Origin of the sequence: Streptomyces sp. NPDC001222 (assembly GCF_042896945.1) — a bacterium.
Classification (GTDB): Bacteria; Actinomycetota; Actinomycetes; order Streptomycetales; family Streptomycetaceae; genus Streptomyces; species Streptomyces gibsoniae.
Window position 1 is genome coordinate 650,926 of the sequence record NZ_JBIAXT010000001.1, and the last position, 16,256, is coordinate 667,181.

A 16,256-nucleotide genomic window follows, 5' to 3' on the forward strand; every position below is an offset into this window, starting at 1 on the left:
CGGACACGGAACAGTGGATGGCGGGCGGGTGACGAACGGCTGGCCCGGTGACGAAGACGCAGGACGGGGCGGGCGCGCGGGCCTGCGCGCGGGCCCGCGCCCGGGGAGGCGGGCCCTCGTAGGCCGGTCAGCCGCGCCTCCGGGGCCGCTCGGGTGGCGGAGACGCAGGGGGCGGGGGAGGCGGCGGGGGCGGTCCAGGGTCCGAGGGCGGCAGTGTCCCCCGGGGACGGCGTCCGGGCGGCGAGGCGGGTCGCTCGATCGGCCCGATCACCGTGGGCGCCCCGTACACGCCGTCGCCGCCGGGCCGCGTGCCCCCGTCCGGCGGCTCGGGCCGTGCGTCCTCCGGCTCACGGAGCTGCTCCGGCAGCCGTAGATAGGGATTGGTGTCCGGGTTCGGGGGACGGTAGGGACTGCCCGGAGCGTAGGGACCGGCCGGGCGTGGTGCGAACGGGGGTGCGACGGTCGCCCGCGACGTCGTGTCACCTCGTGCCAGGGGCGCCGCCCGGCTCCCCGCCGCCCCGGTCGCCCACGCCGGCAGAGCCCCGGCCGCCCCGGCGCCCGCACCCCACGCCGCGCCCAGCAACAACGCCGCGCCGAGGTGCCCGTGCAGTTCGATCCCGGCGCCGAACGCGTCGAATCCGAACACGGACAGCGAGGCGTCCACCGACACCTCCGTCAGCCAGGCGAGGAACGGCAGCACCACCGCCGTCGCGATCCCGAGCCGAAGCGCACAGCGCCCTGCGAAGCCGAGGGGACCCGGGGCCCGTACGACAGAGCCGGTCGTGCCCGGTACGGCCGCGGCATCCCCGGCTCGTACGAGAGGCGTACGCACCGCCGTCAGCACACCGGCGAACAGCATCATGAGCGCCGCGGCCACCGCCAGCAGCCACACCCTGCCGTCCAGCCCGGCCAGCCGGTCCAGCGTCACCGGCTGCTGCGTCCGCACGCCGAGCAGCCGGTCCAGCGGATACGGCAGCACGGTCGCCAGCGCGCCCGACGCCGTGCCGTCCCACGGGACGAACAGGCCGAGCGGGACCGCCAGCCACACCCCGTTGGGCGCCCCGAGCAGCGCCGCCCCCGCGATCCGCGCCGGATGGTCGTCGCCGACCGCCGCGTACGCCGCCGCCGCGAGACCGGCGACCACGGCGACCAGCGCGACCGTCACCAGCGACGACGCGGCCGGGCGGACGACCCGGTGCACGGCGTCCCAGCCTCGGGGCAGGGGCGTGCGCCGGGACGCGAGCAGCGCGATCACCAGGACACCCGCCGCCCATGCGGCGCCCCCGAGCAGTGTGGGCACCGTATCGACGCTGAAGCCGACCGAGGCCTTCGCCCGGACGAGGTCCCCGATCCGGTCCGGCAGCAGCCCGCCGATGTTCCCGAGTCCCGGGACGTCGATGCCGCCCCCGCCCCCGCCGCCCGGCAGTCTGTCCAGCCCGAGCGAGCTCCCGTCGAGGGTGACCACGTCGTGGCCGACCCAGGCGAGGCCGCCCAGCATCGCGACGAACAACCCCACCACCGCACCCACGCGTGCGAGGAGTTCCGACGGGGCGACGACCGCTCCCGCCGCCCGCAGGGAACGCAGGAAGAACCACGACAGCAGCAGCGCACCCACCAGACCGACGCCCAGTGGCGTGATGTCGACGGCGGTCGTCGTCTCGGCCCCCTTCAGACCGAACGCCGACACGTCCCCGGACGGCCGGACCGACCCGTTCACACCCAGCGTCACGAGGGCCGCAGTCATCGGCCCGAGCGAGCCGGCCGCATCCGCCTGGAGCAGATGCAGCCCGAGCGCCGCCGTCCCGGTCATGCCGATCAACGCCCAGCTCACGGAGGCGATCGCGGACAGCAGCAGATCCGTCCAGGGCAGCCTCCCACCGCCCTTCGCGGTCTTGTCGCCCATCGCCAGCCCCCCGGTCCGCCCCGCGGCGTTCCACCGCGGATGTCCCTCTCGCGTCGGATTACCACTCTCCGGCCGGGTTTAAGCTCCGTCAACGGCGCGCACCGAAACGCCCGTTCACGCCTGTCACAAGGCCCGACTTTCAGTCAGAGCGCTGAGCCTGAAATAGTTCCCCACGATGTTCGACATCCCTACACTCCCCGTGATGGGGGTAACTCGGGGGACAACTCAGTGGGGCATGGAGTGCCTGAACTCGTAGTGGAATTCAATGGACGCACCTGGACGCTCGACGCGTCCAGGCCGTATGCCCTCGGACGTGATCCGGAGGGGGACATCGTGCTCGAGGACGCCAGGGTCTCCTGGCGCCACGCCACGATCAGCTGGAACGGCCGCAGTTGGATCCTCGAGGACCGGGGGAGCACCAACGGCACGTTCGTCGGGGGCCGGCGCATCCAGCAGCTGGAGATCGGCGCGGGCACGACCGTGCACCTCGGCAACGCGACCGACGGGCCCGGACTGAGTCTGTCCAATGCCGCGACCGCAGTGGCCGCCCCGCAAGCCGGGCCGCGGCAGCAGCCGTACGCGGCCCAGAGCGCGGGGGCCGGCTGGGCCCAGTCGGCCCCGCAGCAACAGGCAGCCCGGCAGCAGGCACCTCAACCGGCTCCCCCGCAGGCGCCGCAGCAGTCCGCTGCCCGCGTCCCGCAGCAGCAGGGTGCCGGCGCCGACGCGGGGGCGTCCCCCGCCTACGGCGACCGCAGCCCGACCACGTTCCACCAGTTCGCCCTCGGCCGGGTGATGCGCATCGGGCGTGCGCTGGAGAACGATCTGGTCGTCTCCGACCTCCAGGTCTCCCGTCACCACGCCGAGTTCCACGCCACGCCCGACGGCCGTTTCGAGATCCGCGACCTGGGCTCGCACAACGGCACGTTCGTCAACGGTATGCCGATCGGCAAGGGCGGTTCGGCGCTGCTCGGCCCGAACGACATCGTCGGCGTCGGCCACTCGACGTTCCGTCTGGTCGGCGACCGACTCGAGGAGTTCGTCGACACCGGTGAGGTCTCCTTCTCCGCCCGCCATCTGACCGTCACGGTCGACGGCGGCAAGCAGATCCTCAAGGACGTCTCCTTCGGCGTCCCGGAGAAGTCGCTGATCGCGGTCATCGGCCCGTCCGGCTCCGGCAAGTCGACGCTGCTGAAGGCGCTCACCGGTTACCGCCCCGCGAACCAGGGCGACGTCCTCTACGACAACCGGAACCTGTACAAGCAGTTCGCCGAGCTGCGCCAGCGCATCGGTCTGGTCCCGCAGGACGACATCCTGCACAAGGAGCTGACCGTCAAGAAGGCCCTGAAGTACGCGGCCAAGCTGCGCTTCCCCGCCGACACCACGGCCGCCGAGCGCGAGGCCCGCATCGACGAGGTGCTGCGCGAGCTGAAGCTGGACGTGCACAAGGAGAAGAAGGTCACCTCGCTCTCCGGCGGTCAGCGCAAGCGTGTCTCGGTGGCTCTGGAACTGCTCACCAAGCCGTCACTGATCTTCCTGGACGAGCCGACCTCCGGTCTCGACCCGGGCATGGACCGCGACGTCATGCAGCTGCTGCGAGGTCTCGCCGACGACGGCCGTACGGTCCTCGTCGTCACCCACTCCGTGGCCGAGCTGGCCCTGTGCGACAAGCTCCTGGTGATGGCGCCGGGCGGGGCCGTCGCCTACTTCGGCCCGCCGGAGGAGGCGCTGAACTTCTTCGGCTACGCATCCTGGGCCGATGTCTTCTCCGCCTTCGAGAACTACCGCGACTACGACTGGTCGGGTCGCTGGAAGGGCTCACAGCACTACCAGATGTACGCCGCGGAGATCGACGCCGTGGCCCCGCAGTCGGTCCATATGCCGCCGCCCCAGGCGATCAAGCCGGCCAAGCCGCAGGGCTGGTTCTCCCAGCTCGCCACCCTGATCCGGCGCTATGTCGCGGTCATAGCCTCCGACAAGGGCTTCCTGGCGCTGACGGTGATCCTGCCGGCGGTGCTCGGCGCGGTCAGCCTGCTCATCGACAGTGACAAGACCCTGCTGGTCAACCCGGTCAACCCGAAGACCGGCGTGCCCGTCCCCAACGGCACGGCCACCACGGTCCTGCTGATCCTCGCGGTCGGCGCGTGCTTCGCGGGCGCCGCCAACTCCGTCCGCGAACTGATCAAGGAACGGGTCATCTACGAGCGGGAGCGCGCCACCGGCCTGTCCCGCTCGGCGTATCTGATGTCCAAGGTGGCCGTGCTCGGCGCGATCACCGTGCTGCAGGGCCTGATGGTCGGCCTGATCGGCTTCTCCAGCCGGACGATCCCGGACCAGGGCCTGATCCTCGGCCATGCCACGCTGTTCGAGCTGTGTCTGCCGGTCATGGCGCTCGGCTTCACCTCGATGATGGTCGGCCTGGTCATCTCCTCGCTGGTGAAGACCGCCGAGAAGACGATGCCGCTGCTGGTCATGTTCGCGATCATCCAGGTCGTGTTCACCGGCTGCCTGTTCACGCTGAACGGCACGATGGGCGTCAACCAGTTCTCGTACCTGATGCCTTCCCGCTGGGCGGTCGCCGCCGCCGGCGCCACGCTGGACTTCAACAAGATCGCCCCGAACACGGACGATCCGACCAGCACCGATCCGCTGTGGAACCACACGGCGTCGGCCTGGACCCTGGACATGGCCGCCCTGATCGTGCTCGGCGTGGTCTGCGGCTTCCTCGTGGCCCGCTTCCTGCGCCGCCACGAGCCGGAGGTCATGCGGAAGTAACCGTCCCCGAGACGCGCGGAAGGGCGGCACCCCCAGGGGATGCCGCCCTTTTCCGTTCTCAGGCGAGAAGAGGCCCCGCGCCGGCCTCAGTACGCGCTGTTGACGTTGTCCATCGAGCCGTACCGGTGCGCCGCGTAGTTGCAGGCGGCGGTGATGTTGGCGACCGGGTCGTAGATGTTCCAGGACGTGCCTTCGACGTGGTACGTGTTGAAGGTCGGCTGGATGACCTGGAGCAGACCCTTGGACGGGATGCCGTTCTGGGCGTTGATGTCCCAGAGGTTGATGGCCATCGGGTTGCCCGAGGACTCCCGCATGATGTTGCGGTACAGGCCGTTGTACGAGCCCGGGATGCCCTTCTGGTGCATGATGTCGAGCGACTGGCGGATCCAGCCGTCGAGGTTGTTGGTGTAGCTCCTCGGGGCAGGAGTGGCCTGCTGCTGGATCTGCGGGCGCGCCGCGGACCGGCTCGCGGCCTGCTGGGCCGGACGCTGCTGCACCGGCTGCGCGACGGCCTGCCGCACGGGCGCCTGCTTGACGGCGGCCGTCTGCTTGGCGGCGATGGCCTCGGCCTTGAGGGACTGGGCAGCCATCTGGTCGGTGACGCTGACCTTGATCGCCTTGGCCGGCTGGTTGCCGATCTTCACCGGGACGGAGGCGGCGGGGGCCGCCTGGGTCTTGCTCTGTGCCTCGCTGGGTGCGGCGGTGGCCGCGAGGGCGCAGCAGCCGAGAACGGCCACACCGGCGATGGACATCTTGTGGGCCTTGGTGAGCTCACGACTGCGGGCACGGAGAGCGGTGATGTTCTTGGGCATGTTGAGGGACCTCTTTGTATGAGCGCGGAGGTCGCTTCTGGTGCCGGCGGAAGACGGATGTTTCCAGCACAAGCGCCGCGGGTAGAGCCCTGCGGCGCCGAGCGACGGGGGTAATTCTTAGCTGCCGCAAAAACACGTGGCAAAGGCGTGACGTACGATCCCCGGTAGTGGACACAGGAAGGGCAAAACGGGACAAAATCTCCGGTCTTCCCCGTTCATCACGGGCTTCTTTGTCTCCTATGCGCATTCGTACGTGATGTGGGTCCTATGCGCGGCCTCACATCCGGGTCGGGCACGTCTCACCGAGAGTTGCTGGAGCAACGCTCTGTGTGAGGGCCGGTTCCACGGCGGATCGCGGGGGTCGGCCCGGCTGATCCGGGCCGTGCGGCAGGCATGCGCCGTGCGGGCCGCAGCCGTACATGAGGAGGCGGTGCGGACCCCATATAGCGGACCCCATATAGAGGAGACGGGGTGCCGCCCGAGCTGGCGGTGGCGGCTCGGGCGCAAGGAGCAGAGCCCCTTCGGGCCCGGGCCCGTGAGCCCTTCGGGCCCGGGCCCGGGCGAGGCCGGGCCTCAGGGCCTGTCGTCAAACTCCCGCCTGCCCCGCGACGCCATGCACGCTCCCCCACGCTCGGCTTCGCTCGCGCGGGCGGTGCCCCCAGCGCCGCACCGGGCTCGGACCCGAGTACGTCCAGTACGAGGGTCCGAGCCCGGCCCGCCGAGAGCACGCACCTGACGCCGCACGGCCGCCCCCCGGGCCGACGACGCGAGTTTGACGACAGGCCCTAGGCCCACCGGTGTAGAAGACGGTGGTCGGCGGGCGGATACGCCCTGTCACATCTCGCCGGTACGGTGAGGTCATGAGCCATGGACCCCGGTCGGGCCTGTACGCGGTGAGCTCCGCGCTGCTGGCCATGAGCAGGCATCTGGAGGTGCGCGACGTCCTCAAGACGATCGTCGCCTCGGCCCGCGAGCTGCTCGACGCGGAGTATGCGGCGCTGGGCGTCCCGGACGACCACGGGGGCTTCGCCCAGTTCGTCGTGGACGGTGTCTCCGAGGAGCAGTGGAAGGCCATCGGTCCGCTCCCGCGCCAGCACGGCATCCTCGCCGCGATGCTGCGCGAGGCGAAGACGGAACGGCTCGCCGACGTCCGCGAGGACCCGCGCTTCGAGGGCTGGCCGAGCGCTCACCCGCAGATGTCCGATTTCCTCGGCCTGCCCATCCGCGACGGCGACGAGACCATCGGCGCACTGTTCCTGGCCAACAAGAGGTGCGCGAGACAGGAAGGCGGCTGCGGCTTCACCGAGGACGACGTGGAACTGCTCTCGATCCTCGCCCAGCACGCCGCGATCGCCCTCACCAACGCCCGCCTCTACGAGCGCAGCCGCGAGCTGACCATCGCCGAGGAGCGCTCCCGGCTGGCCCACGAGCTGCACGACGCGGTCAGCCAGAAGCTCTTCTCCCTGCGGCTCACCGCCCAGGCGGCGGCCGCCCTGGTCCACCGGGACCCGGAGCGGGCCAAGGGCGAGCTGCAGCAGGTGGCCGCGCTCGCCGCCGAGGCCGCCGACGAACTGCGGGCCGCCGTGGTCGAGCTGCGCCCCGCCGCGCTCGACGAGGACGGGCTCGTCAACACCCTGCGCACCCAGGTCCAGGTCCTCGACCGCGCCCACACCGCGCGTGTGACCTTCGTCAGCCTGGGGGTCCGCGCCCTGCCGGCCGCCCAGGAGGAGGCGCTGCTGCGGGTCGCCCAGGAGGCGCTGCACAACGCCCTGCGGCACTCCGGCGCCCAGCGGGTCGGGGTGACCCTGGAGAAGAGCGGCCCGGGCGCCGTCCTGCGCGTCACGGACGACGGCGGCGGATTCGAGCCCCAGGCGGTGCGCCGGGCGGGACGCCACCTCGGCCTGGTCTCCATGCGCGACCGGGCGAGCGGGGTCGGCGGCACGCTGACCGTGGAATCGGCGCCCGGGAAGGGCACCACCATCGAGATGGAGGTCCCTGGTGGCTGACACAATCAAGGTGCTGCTCGTCGACGACCACCAGGTCGTCCGCCGGGGGCTGCGCACCTTCCTCGAGGTGCAGGACGACATCGAGGTCGTCGGAGAGGCCTCCGACGGCGCCGAAGGAGTCGCCCTCGCCCAGGAGCTGACCCCCGACGTCATCCTCATGGACGTCAAGATGCCGGGGATGGACGGCATCGACGCCCTCCGCAGGCTCCGCGAACTCGACCACCCCGCACGCGTGCTGATCGTCACCAGCTTCACCGAGCAGCGCACGGTGGTGCCGGCCCTGCGCGCGGGCGCCGCCGGCTATGTGTACAAGGACGTGGACCCCGATGCCCTGGCCGGAGCCATCCGGTCGGTGCACGCGGGCCACATCCTCCTCCAGCCGGAGGTGGCGGGCGCGCTGCTGTCCCAGGAGGAGACCAATGCCGGCCAGGGCAGGGGCGGCTCGCTCACGGAGCGGGAGCGGGAGGTGCTGGGTCTGATCGCGGACGGGCGGTCCAACCGGGAGATCGCCCGCGCGCTGGTGCTCTCGGAGAAGACGGTGAAGACCCATGTCTCCAACATCCTGATGAAGCTGGACCTGGCCGACCGTACCCAGGCCGCGCTCTGGGCCGTCCGCCACGGCGTTAACGGCTGAGCGGATCTTCATACCGTCGGGTGTATGTCCCCCGGGTGGCGCATCCTCGATCGATCCCGGCCGTTCTCCAAGGCGTACTGCGGCGCCTGCCGCAGTGATCGCAAGGAGAGGGCTCAGAAGTGAAGAACCTGAAGAAGGCCGCAGCCGTCACCATGGTGGCCGGGGGACTGATCGCCGCCAGCGCCGGCCTCGCCTCGGCCCACGACGGCTCTCACGCCGACGGACGGGCCGTGGGTTCCCCGGGCGTCGTGTCGGGCAACGTCATCCAGGTCCCGGTGCACGTCCCCGTCAACGCGGTCGGCAACACCGTGAACGTGATCGGCCTCCTGAACCCGGCCTTCGGCAACCTGGGCCTCAACCGCTGACGCCGGCGACGGTCCACTCTTCCTGACCGGCCTCCCGGGGACTCCCGGGAGGCCGGTTTCGGGTGCGGCCACGGATCACCGCATCTCCCGCTGCTCCACGATCGCGTTGTAGGCGGCCACCTGCGCCCGCCGGGCCGTCCGCTCCACCGGGCGCAGCGCCTGGGTCCGGGCCGCCATCTCGGAGGCGCTCACCGCGCCCCCCTGCCCGTTCTCGTACGCGACCGAGATCAGCAGCCCCACACGCCGGGCCAGCTCCAGCACCCGCACCGCCCGCGGCGGATACCCCGGTGCCAGAACCTCCCGTCCCCGCTCGGCCCGCGCCCGGTACGCGTCGATCGCCGCCTCCGCCACCGGACCCGACGCCGCCACGTCCAGCCGCGAGAGCACCTCCGTCGCCTCGCGCAGCGCCTCCGCCAGCTCCCGCTCGGCCTCCCCGAGCGAGGGCACGTCGGCGGGCGGCGCCTCCCGCACCGGCAGACAGTGCCAGACGACCTCGACATGCACATCGCCGTCCGGCCCCGCCTCGTCGACCTGCGGCACCAGCCCGAACGCGGCCCCGTGACAGACCACCGCCTCCTCGGCCTCCAGCGCCCGCGCGTTGAACTCCGGCGGGCCGCTCAGCCCCAGCGGATGCCCCGGCGCGGGCAGCGCCACCCGCAGACCCGTCACCCCGAGCGTGCGCAGCCGCCCCAGGGCGAGGGTGAGACCGACGGGCGCCGACTCACCCGGCAGCCCCTCCACCCGGTGCACCGCGTCCTCCCCGACGATGGCGGACGCGGCGTCGTCCGGCGAGACAAATCCGGCCAACAGGGCATTCCCCCATGCGGCCAATCGACCTGAGCGTGGTTCCGAGAGCATGCCTCCACCCTACGGACCGGACCTACGGAATCGACCGGGCGACCAGTGGCGTAGATTTCATGGGGGCCCCGCCCACCGGCGTGGCGGACCACGCCCACAGGCGTACGCGAGAGCCGACACCGGCCACACTGCAAGGGGAGACAACGCGCTCATGAGCGATGTTCTGGAGCTGGAGGACGTATCCGTGGTCCGCGAGGGCCGGGCTCTCGTGGACCAGGTCTCCTGGTCGGTCAAGGAGGGCGAGCGCTGGGTCATCCTCGGCCCCAACGGCGCCGGCAAGACCACCCTTCTGAACGTCGCCTCCAGCTACCTCTACCCGACCAAGGGCACCGCCACCATCCTCGGCGAGACCCTCGGCAGGCCCGGCACCGACGTCTTCGAGCTGCGCCCGCGCATCGGCGTGGCCGGCGTCGCCATGACCGAGAAGCTCCCCAAGCGCCAGACGGTCCTGCAGACCGTGCTGACCGCCGCGTACGGCATGACGGCCGGCTGGCAGGAGGAGTACGAGGACGTCGACGAGCAGCGCGCCCGCGCCTTCCTCGACCGCCTGGGCATGAGCGAGTACCTGGACCGCAAGTTCGGCACCCTCTCCGAGGGCGAGCGCAAGCGCACCCTCATCGCCCGCGCCCTGATGTCCGACCCCGAGCTGCTGCTGCTCGACGAGCCCGCCGCCGGTCTCGACCTCGGCGGCCGCGAGGACCTCGTACGCCGTCTCGGCCGCCTCGCCCGCGACCCGATCGCCCCCTCCATGATCATGGTCACCCACCATGTCGAGGAGATCGCCCCCGGCTTCACCCATGTCCTGATGATCCGTCAGGGCAAGGTGCTCGCCGCGGGTCCGCTGGAGCTGGAACTGACCTCGCGCAACCTCTCCCTGTGCTTCGGCCTCCCGCTCGTGGTGGAGCAGGTCGGCGAGCGCTGGACCGCTCACGGTCTGCCCCTGTCCTGACCCCGAACGCCCCTGACACAGGCTCGCACAACCCCGAAGGCGCCCTGTCCGCGACCGGGCCCCGCCCCTACCATGACCATGTGAACATCGACGCGTGGGTGTGGTGGCTGATCGGCGCGGCGGGGCTCGGCATCGGGCTCGTGATCACCGCGATGCCGGAGCTCGGGATGCTCGCGGCGGGCGCCGTCGCGGCCGCCGCGGTCGGCGCCGTGGGCGGCGACGCCGTCCTCCAGGTCGTGGCCTTCGCCGTCGTCTCCGTCGCCCTCATCGCCGTGGTCCGGCCCATCGCCGCCCGGCACCGCGCCCAGCGGCCCCAACTCGCCACCGGCATCGATGCGTTGAAGGGCAGGCATGCCCTCGTCCTGGAGCGCGTCGACGGCAACGGCGGCCGGATCAAGCTCGCCGGAGAGGTCTGGTCGGCGCGCTCGCTCGACGCCGAACTCGCCTTTGAGGTCGGCCAGGAAGTCGACGTCGTGGACATCGACGGAGCCACGGCGATTGTGATGTGACCTCGTAGGACTTAACTCGACCGAACAGGCCACGAGGCACGCGACGGTCTGTCAGACTCGACCAGCAAGATCTTCAACAACCATAAGATCTTCCACAGGCGCCGAGGCGGAGAAGGGTACGGGGAATCACGATGGAACCGATCATCATCGTCCTGATCATTCTGGTGGTGTTGGTCTTCATCGCCCTGATCAAGACGATTCAGGTCATCCCACAGGCGAGCGCCGCCATCGTCGAGCGCTTCGGCCGCTACACACGCACCCTGAACGCGGGCCTGAACATCGTGGTCCCGTTCATAGACTCGATCCGCAACCGCATCGACCTGCGCGAACAGGTCGTGCCGTTCCCGCCGCAGCCGGTGATCACCCAGGACAACCTGGTCGTCAACATCGACACCGTCATCTACTACCAGGTGACCGATGCCCGGGCCGCGACCTACGAGGTCGCCAGCTACATCCAGGCCATCGAGCAGCTCACCGTCACCACGCTCCGCAACATCATCGGCGGCATGGACCTGGAGCGCACCCTGACCTCCCGTGAGGAGATCAACGCGGCCCTGCGCGGCGTCCTCGACGAGGCCACCGGCAAGTGGGGCATCCGCGTCAACCGCGTGGAGCTGAAGGCGATCGAGCCCCCGACCTCCATCCAGGACTCGATGGAGAAGCAGATGCGCGCCGACCGTGACAAGCGCGCCGCGATCCTCACCGCGGAAGGTACGCGACAGGCCGCCATCCTCACCGCCGAAGGTGAGAAGCAGTCCCAGATCCTGCGTGCCGAAGGTGAGGCCAAGGCCGCCGCCCTGCGCGCCGAAGGTGAGGCGCAGGCCGTCCGTACGGTCTTCGAGGCCATCCACGCCGGCGACCCGGACCAGAAGCTGCTCTCCTACCAGTACCTCCAGATGCTCCCGAAGATCGCCGAAGGCGACGCCAACAAGCTCTGGATCGTCCCCAGTGAGATCGGCGACGCCCTGAAGGGACTCTCCGGCGCCATGGGCAACTTCGGTCCCCTGAGCGGCGGTTCGGGCAACGGCGGCTCCTCCGGCAGCGGCGGTTCGAGCACCGCGACCGAGCGCCGCGAGCGCCCGTCCATCGACTGACCCGACAGCGGTCGTACGACACCGGGGCCCGCCTTCCGAAGGAGGCGGGCCCCGGTGCACATCCCCTGGCCTCACGGCCCCGCGAGCGGCCGCTATGGAGCCGTCTGTGGGGCTAGTGCATGTTTCGAAAGCAGCGTCGTCCGCCGAAGGGCGGGGTCCGCGGCGTCTGGTGCCGCGCATCGCAAGGAGGAGCGGTCGTGCGCGCACTGGGCGTACGCGGACGATCCCGACAACGCGGCGAGGTGCCGTGCCAGGCGTCGCGGGCCGGGCGGGGCTTTCGAACACGTCCTAGGCCGCAGGCTGTCCCAGCCACTCCGGCAGCGCCTCGAACTCGTCGTGCCCGAGCGCCAGTAGCATCGCGTCCGCGGGCGTCGGTTCGAAGGGCTGCCGCAGCAGCGGCATCCCCGCCTGCTCCGGGGTGCGGTTCGCCTTGCGGTGGTTGTCCTCGGCGCAGGAGGCCACCGTGTTCAGCCAGGTGTCGCCGCCGCCGTGCGACCGCGGCACCACGTGGTCCACGGTCGTCGCCCGCCGCCCGCAGTACGCGCACCTGTGCCGGTCCCGCACCAGGACACCCCGCCTCGACCATGGAGCTTGTCTTCGGAAGGGCACCCGTACATATCGGCAGAGCCTGATGACGCGGGGCGCCGGTATGTCCACATCGGCGCCCCGCATCCGGAGTTCGGGGTGGGCCTGCTCGACGACGGCCTTGTCCTGCAGCACCAGCACGACGGCTCGGTTCAGCGTCACCGTCGACAGCGGCTCGAAGCTCGCGTTCAGCACCAGCGTGTCACGCATCCAGCCCACCTCCCGTGTGCACCGGCCCACTCCCAGGCGGGCTTGGATCAACTCTGGACGGGCGCGCCGAGATGGACAACGCAATAAAAAATGCCCGCCTCCGATCACTTCCAAGACCGGAGGCGGGCAAACGTTCAATGAACGTCAGTCTTCGACGTGTGTCAGCCCTCAGCGGGGTTCTCGTACTCACCGATGAGGTGGGCGCGCGCCAGCGTGTGGAAGCGCAGATTGAAGCCGACCACCGCGGGAGAGGCGTCCGAGTCCGGACCGAGCTTCTCCTGGTCGACGGCGTACACGGTGAAGACGTACCGGTGCGGCCCGTCCCCGGGCGGCGGCGCGGCACCGCCGAAGTCCTTCGTCCCGTAGTCGTTGCGCGCCTGGTGCACACCCGAGGGCAGCCCCTCGAACTTCCCGGTGCCGGCGCCCGCCGGCAGCTCGGTGACCGACACCGGGATGTCGAACAGCACCCAGTGCCAGAACCCGCTGCCGGTCGGGGCGTCCGGGTCGTAGCAGGTCACGGCGAAGCTCTTGGTCTCGGCCGGGAAGCCCTCCCAGCGGAGCTGCGGCGAGGTGTTCCCAGCCGCGTAGACCTGAGCGTCCTTGAGTGTGGCCCCCGGCTCGACGTCCTCACTCGTCACCGTGAACGACGGCACGGGCGGAAGGAAGTCGTGCGGCAGTGGCGGCCTCTTCAGGTCGGTCACCTCGGCACCTCCAAGAAATCAGTGGATCATCCGGTTCCAAGTGCAGAGCCTAGTGCTGTGGCCGGGAAGGTCTGCCGGACAGCTCGCGGCGTCCCGTGCGGTGCATCGCAAGGCGGAGCATCGCGTGTACTGGATGTACCCGGGTGATGCGACCACGCGGCGAGGTGGCGTGCCTGGCGTCGCTACGGGGCGAACTTCGCCCGTCGGGGCACTAGAACCAGCTGCGCTTGCTGCCGACCTCCGACAGCCACTGGTGGAGGTAGCCGGCCCAGTCCGTGCCGTGGAAGTCGTGCAGACCGACCGTGAAGGCCCGATAGGAGTCGCTGCCCTCGCTGAACAGGCCCGGCTTCTTGTCCATCTCCAGGATGACGTCCATCTCCCGCTCGTCCGCGACGAAGCTCAGCTCGACCTGGTTCAGCCCGCGGTACTGCGACGGCGGGAAGAACTCGATCTCCTGGTAGAACGGCAGCCGCTGCCGCGTGCCGCGGATGACACCGCGCTCCATGTCCGCGTTCTTGAAGCGGAAGCCCAGCTGGATGAACGCGTCCAGGGTCGCCTTCTGTGCCGGCAGCGGATGCACATTGATCGGGTCCAGATCCCCGGAGTCCACGGCACGCGCGATCTCCAGCTCCGTGGTCACCCCGATGTGCATCCCGCGCAGCGCCTGCCCGTCGATCATGGTGATCGGCGTCTCCCAGGGGATCTCCAGCCCGAACGGCACGGTGTGCACGGCGCCGGCCTGGAGCTCGAAGGCACCACCGAGCCGCACCTTGGTGAACTCGATGTTCTGCTTGTACTCCGTGTCGTCGTGTCCCTCGACCTCGACCTTGGCCTGCAGACCCACGTTCAGGCCCTCGATCGACTGGTTCACGGACCCGCCCTGGATCCGCACCTCGCCCTGGACCACACCACCCGGTACGACGTTGCCCTCGGTCAGCACCGTCTCGACCGACGCCCCGCCGGCCCCCAGGCTCGCGAGCAGCCGCTTGAACCCCATGAATCTTCCCTCCCGGACGACGTCCGATCCGTCGCCCCGCTTCGTGCACGCGTACGTGGATCCTTGATCCCTACAAACGCGATCCGGCCCCGGGCCGGTTCCGTGCCACACCCTTACAAGGGCGAGGACCCTTGACCACCCCTTGGTACGCAGCCATCTGGACTACGCTCGTACGGCGTGATCGCGACCCTCGACCGTACGCCCCTGCCCGGGGACTTCTTCGACCGCCCCGTCCTGGAGGTCGCCCCCGACCTGCTGGGCCGCATCCCAGTCCGCACCACTCCGGACGGCCCGATAGAACTGCGCCTGACGGAGGTCGAGGCCTACGACGGCCAGAACGACCCCGGCTCCCATACCTGTCGCGGCCGCACACCCCGCAACGAGGTGACGTTCGGTCCGCCCGGGCATGTGTACGTCTACTTCACCCATGGCATGTCAAGGCGGTCAGCATGAAGGCCATGGATCTTGCTCACCCGGCTGAAGAAGTCGCCCCCAAGCTGCTCGGCGCCATCCTCACCCACGAAACCCCCGAGGGAACCGTGAGCATCACCATCACGGAGACCGAGGCGTACTCCGGTTCGGCCGATCCCGCCTCCCACGCCTACCGAGGCAGGACGCCACGAAACGCCGTCATGTTCGGACCTGCGGGGTACCTGTACGTCTACCGGTCTCACGGACTCCACTGGTGCGCCAACGTCGTCACCGGGGCAGACGGCATCGCTACAGCTGTCCTCATTCGGGCAGGCAGGGTCATCGAAGGGGAGGACCTGGCCCGCGAGCGGCGAGGGAGCAAGGTCGAGAGCCCACGTCTCGCGCGGGGCCCGGGGAACTTCTGCCAAGCGCTCGGCATCACGGCAGAGCACAACGGCACAGACCTGCTGACAGGCGCCTCGGTCGCGCTGTCCGAGGGCGAGCCGGTACCCGCCGCACTCATCCGGGTTGGTCCCCGGGTAGGTGTGAGCAAAGCCCACGACTGGCAGCACCGCTTCTACCTCGCCGATGATCCAACGGTCTCGGCGTACCGACTGAGCCCGAGAGCCAAGCCGCCCGCCGGCGCCTGAGCCGTTGTAGGCCTCGCTCGCGGCTCGCCGTTGAGCCGGCGCGGAGTTGGGCCGGGAGACGCGTGATCGCCCGCGCGCGTGGCACGTGACGCGTCCCTGGCCGGTCGGTTCTCGGCCCGCAACGACAAGGAACTGGCCAAAGGCCCCGCGCGCCTGGCGACGGCCCTGGACGTGGACCGCGCGCTCGACGGCACGCGCGTGCGCGGTCGGCGAGACCCCGTTGCGCATGCTGACGGGCACGCCGGTGTCCTCCGGCCAGGTACGCAGCGGTCCGCGCACCGGTGTCGCCGGGGAGGGAGCGGTCCACCCCTGGCGCTTCTGGATCGCCAACGACCCGACGGTGAGCCCCTATCGGGCCCACACACCCCGCCGACGCCGAAGTTGACGCGCCCCTGGGAGATGCGTAAGGTAGCCCGAGCCGCTTGAACCGGGTACGGCGTTTCGCCAGCAGCCGGAAGCGGCCAACCCACTACTCACGTCCTCCCTCGCAGAGGGTGAATTCGGTGTGCCCGCACGTCCGAATTCAAACCCGCGGAACTCGATTATGAGTCGCGACGGGAATCGGCTAACGTAGTGAATGTCGAAAGGCCGGGCCGAAAACCCGGACCCAAGGCGAATCCCGCCGACCGGGAATCGGATCCGAAAAGGTCTGATAGAGTCGGGAAAGCCGGAAAGGGAAACGCGGGAGCGGGAACCTGGAAAGCGCCGAGGAAATCGGGTCGAGAAAAGATCTGATAGAGTCGGGAACACCGAAGGGAAGTGCCCGGAGGAAAGCCTGAGAGAGTCTCTCGGGTGAGTAC

Annotated in this window: 14 protein-coding genes and 2 pseudogenes; 10 read left to right on the top strand and 6 right to left on the bottom strand. The window is 70.2% G+C overall.

Annotation, left to right across the window (positions count from 1 at the left end):
• Positions 1-127: 127 nt before the first annotated feature.
• On the bottom strand, positions 128-1,903 hold the full coding sequence (locus ACFY2Z_RS02990; protein ID WP_390742391.1) for a streptophobe family protein: 1,776 nt from the start codon (positions 1,901-1,903) through the stop codon (positions 128-130).
• 240 nt (positions 1,904-2,143) lie between these two features.
• On the opposite strand from ACFY2Z_RS02990, the gene ACFY2Z_RS02995 reads away from it, so the two are divergent.
• Entirely contained in the window at positions 2,144-4,675 is a 2,532-nt protein-coding gene (locus ACFY2Z_RS02995; RefSeq protein WP_390742392.1) for an FHA domain-containing protein, read from the top strand.
• Positions 4,676-4,761: 86 nt separating this feature from the next.
• On the opposite strand, the gene ACFY2Z_RS03000 is transcribed toward ACFY2Z_RS02995, so the two are convergent.
• On the bottom strand, positions 4,762-5,487 hold the full coding sequence (locus ACFY2Z_RS03000; RefSeq protein ID WP_390742393.1) for a transglycosylase SLT domain-containing protein: 726 nt from the start codon (positions 5,485-5,487) through the stop codon (positions 4,762-4,764).
• 860 nt (positions 5,488-6,347) lie between these two features.
• On the opposite strand from ACFY2Z_RS03000, the gene ACFY2Z_RS03005 reads away from it, so the two are divergent.
• The 3 genes from ACFY2Z_RS03005 (at position 6,348) to ACFY2Z_RS03015 (ending at position 8,492) form a co-directional block, all read left to right on the top strand.
• Positions 6,348-7,493 (top strand): GAF domain-containing sensor histidine kinase, encoded by a 1,146-nt coding sequence (locus ACFY2Z_RS03005; RefSeq protein ID WP_390742394.1) that lies wholly within the window; start codon positions 6,348-6,350, stop codon positions 7,491-7,493.
• Positions 7,486-8,127, top strand: coding sequence for a response regulator transcription factor (locus ACFY2Z_RS03010; RefSeq protein ID WP_355903185.1), 642 nt, complete (start codon positions 7,486-7,488; stop codon positions 8,125-8,127). Before ACFY2Z_RS03005 ends, ACFY2Z_RS03010 begins: the two co-directional genes overlap by 8 nt.
• A 119-nt stretch (positions 8,128-8,246) precedes the next feature.
• Positions 8,247-8,492: a chaplin gene (locus tag ACFY2Z_RS03015; protein WP_390742395.1), complete on the top strand. Its 246-nt coding sequence runs from the start codon at positions 8,247-8,249 to the stop codon at positions 8,490-8,492.
• Positions 8,493-8,567: 75 nt separating this feature from the next.
• On the opposite strand, the gene ACFY2Z_RS03020 is transcribed toward ACFY2Z_RS03015, so the two are convergent.
• On the bottom strand, positions 8,568-9,350 hold the full coding sequence (locus tag ACFY2Z_RS03020) for a hypothetical protein (RefSeq protein WP_390742396.1): 783 nt from the start codon (positions 9,348-9,350) through the stop codon (positions 8,568-8,570).
• Positions 9,351-9,501: 151 nt separating this feature from the next.
• Here ACFY2Z_RS03020 and ACFY2Z_RS03025 point away from each other — a divergent pair, with 151 nt between their 5' ends.
• The 3 genes from ACFY2Z_RS03025 (at position 9,502) to ACFY2Z_RS03035 (ending at position 11,902) form a co-directional block, all read left to right on the top strand.
• Entirely contained in the window at positions 9,502-10,299 is a 798-nt protein-coding gene (locus ACFY2Z_RS03025) for an ABC transporter ATP-binding protein (RefSeq protein WP_390742397.1), read from the top strand.
• Between the two features lie 80 nt (positions 10,300-10,379).
• Complete coding sequence (locus tag ACFY2Z_RS03030; RefSeq protein ID WP_390742398.1) at positions 10,380-10,808, top strand: NfeD family protein; 429 nt, start codon at positions 10,380-10,382, stop codon at positions 10,806-10,808.
• A gap of 131 nt (positions 10,809-10,939) precedes the next feature.
• On the top strand, positions 10,940-11,902 hold the full coding sequence (locus ACFY2Z_RS03035; RefSeq protein ID WP_390742399.1) for an SPFH domain-containing protein: 963 nt from the start codon (positions 10,940-10,942) through the stop codon (positions 11,900-11,902).
• A 288-nt stretch (positions 11,903-12,190) separates the two neighbouring features.
• Here ACFY2Z_RS03035 and ACFY2Z_RS03040 read toward each other — a convergent pair whose 3' ends face one another.
• The 3 genes from ACFY2Z_RS03040 to ACFY2Z_RS03050 form a co-directional block, all read right to left on the bottom strand.
• Entirely contained in the window at positions 12,191-12,697 is a 507-nt protein-coding gene (locus ACFY2Z_RS03040; protein WP_311698192.1) for an HNH endonuclease, read from the bottom strand.
• A gap of 161 nt (positions 12,698-12,858) precedes the next feature.
• Positions 12,859-13,398, bottom strand: coding sequence for a YbhB/YbcL family Raf kinase inhibitor-like protein (locus tag ACFY2Z_RS03045; protein ID WP_390742400.1), 540 nt, complete (start codon positions 13,396-13,398; stop codon positions 12,859-12,861).
• 211 nt (positions 13,399-13,609) lie between these two features.
• Complete coding sequence (locus tag ACFY2Z_RS03050) at positions 13,610-14,395, bottom strand: sporulation protein (RefSeq protein WP_390742401.1); 786 nt, start codon at positions 14,393-14,395, stop codon at positions 13,610-13,612.
• 177 nt (positions 14,396-14,572) lie between these two features.
• Between ACFY2Z_RS03050 and ACFY2Z_RS03055 the strand changes: the two are divergent.
• The 3 genes and pseudogenes from ACFY2Z_RS03055 to ACFY2Z_RS03065 form a co-directional block, all read left to right on the top strand.
• Positions 14,573-14,830, top strand: a pseudogene (locus tag ACFY2Z_RS03055) (DNA-3-methyladenine glycosylase); the annotation flags it as partial.
• Positions 14,831-14,844: 14 nt separating this feature from the next.
• Positions 14,845-15,456 (top strand): DNA-3-methyladenine glycosylase, encoded by a 612-nt coding sequence (locus ACFY2Z_RS03060; protein ID WP_390742402.1) that lies wholly within the window; start codon positions 14,845-14,847, stop codon positions 15,454-15,456.
• 105 nt (positions 15,457-15,561) lie between these two features.
• Positions 15,562-15,841 (top strand): annotated as a pseudogene (locus ACFY2Z_RS03065) (DNA-3-methyladenine glycosylase); the annotation flags it as partial.
• Positions 15,842-16,256 lie beyond the last annotated feature (415 nt).

Excerpts from the sequence above, each read along its gene's own strand:
- ACFY2Z_RS02990 (WP_390742391.1), bottom strand. The coding sequence starts at position 1,903 with ATGGGCGACAAGACCGCGAAGGGCGGTGGGAGGCTGCCCTGGACGGAT.
- ACFY2Z_RS03000 (WP_390742393.1), bottom strand. The coding sequence starts at position 5,487 with ATGCCCAAGAACATCACCGCTCTCCGTGCCCGCAGTCGTGAGCTCACC.
- ACFY2Z_RS03005 (WP_390742394.1), top strand. The coding sequence starts at position 6,348 with ATGAGCCATGGACCCCGGTCGGGCCTGTACGCGGTGAGCTCCGCGCTG.
- ACFY2Z_RS03020 (WP_390742396.1), bottom strand. The coding sequence starts at position 9,350 with ATGCTCTCGGAACCACGCTCAGGTCGATTGGCCGCATGGGGGAATGCC.
- ACFY2Z_RS03025 (WP_390742397.1), top strand. The coding sequence starts at position 9,502 with ATGAGCGATGTTCTGGAGCTGGAGGACGTATCCGTGGTCCGCGAGGGC.
- ACFY2Z_RS03035 (WP_390742399.1), top strand. The coding sequence starts at position 10,940 with ATGGAACCGATCATCATCGTCCTGATCATTCTGGTGGTGTTGGTCTTC.
- ACFY2Z_RS03040 (WP_311698192.1), bottom strand. The coding sequence starts at position 12,697 with ATGCGTGACACGCTGGTGCTGAACGCGAGCTTCGAGCCGCTGTCGACG.
- ACFY2Z_RS03050 (WP_390742401.1), bottom strand. The coding sequence starts at position 14,395 with ATGGGGTTCAAGCGGCTGCTCGCGAGCCTGGGGGCCGGCGGGGCGTCG.
- ACFY2Z_RS03060 (WP_390742402.1), top strand. The coding sequence starts at position 14,845 with ATGAAGGCCATGGATCTTGCTCACCCGGCTGAAGAAGTCGCCCCCAAG.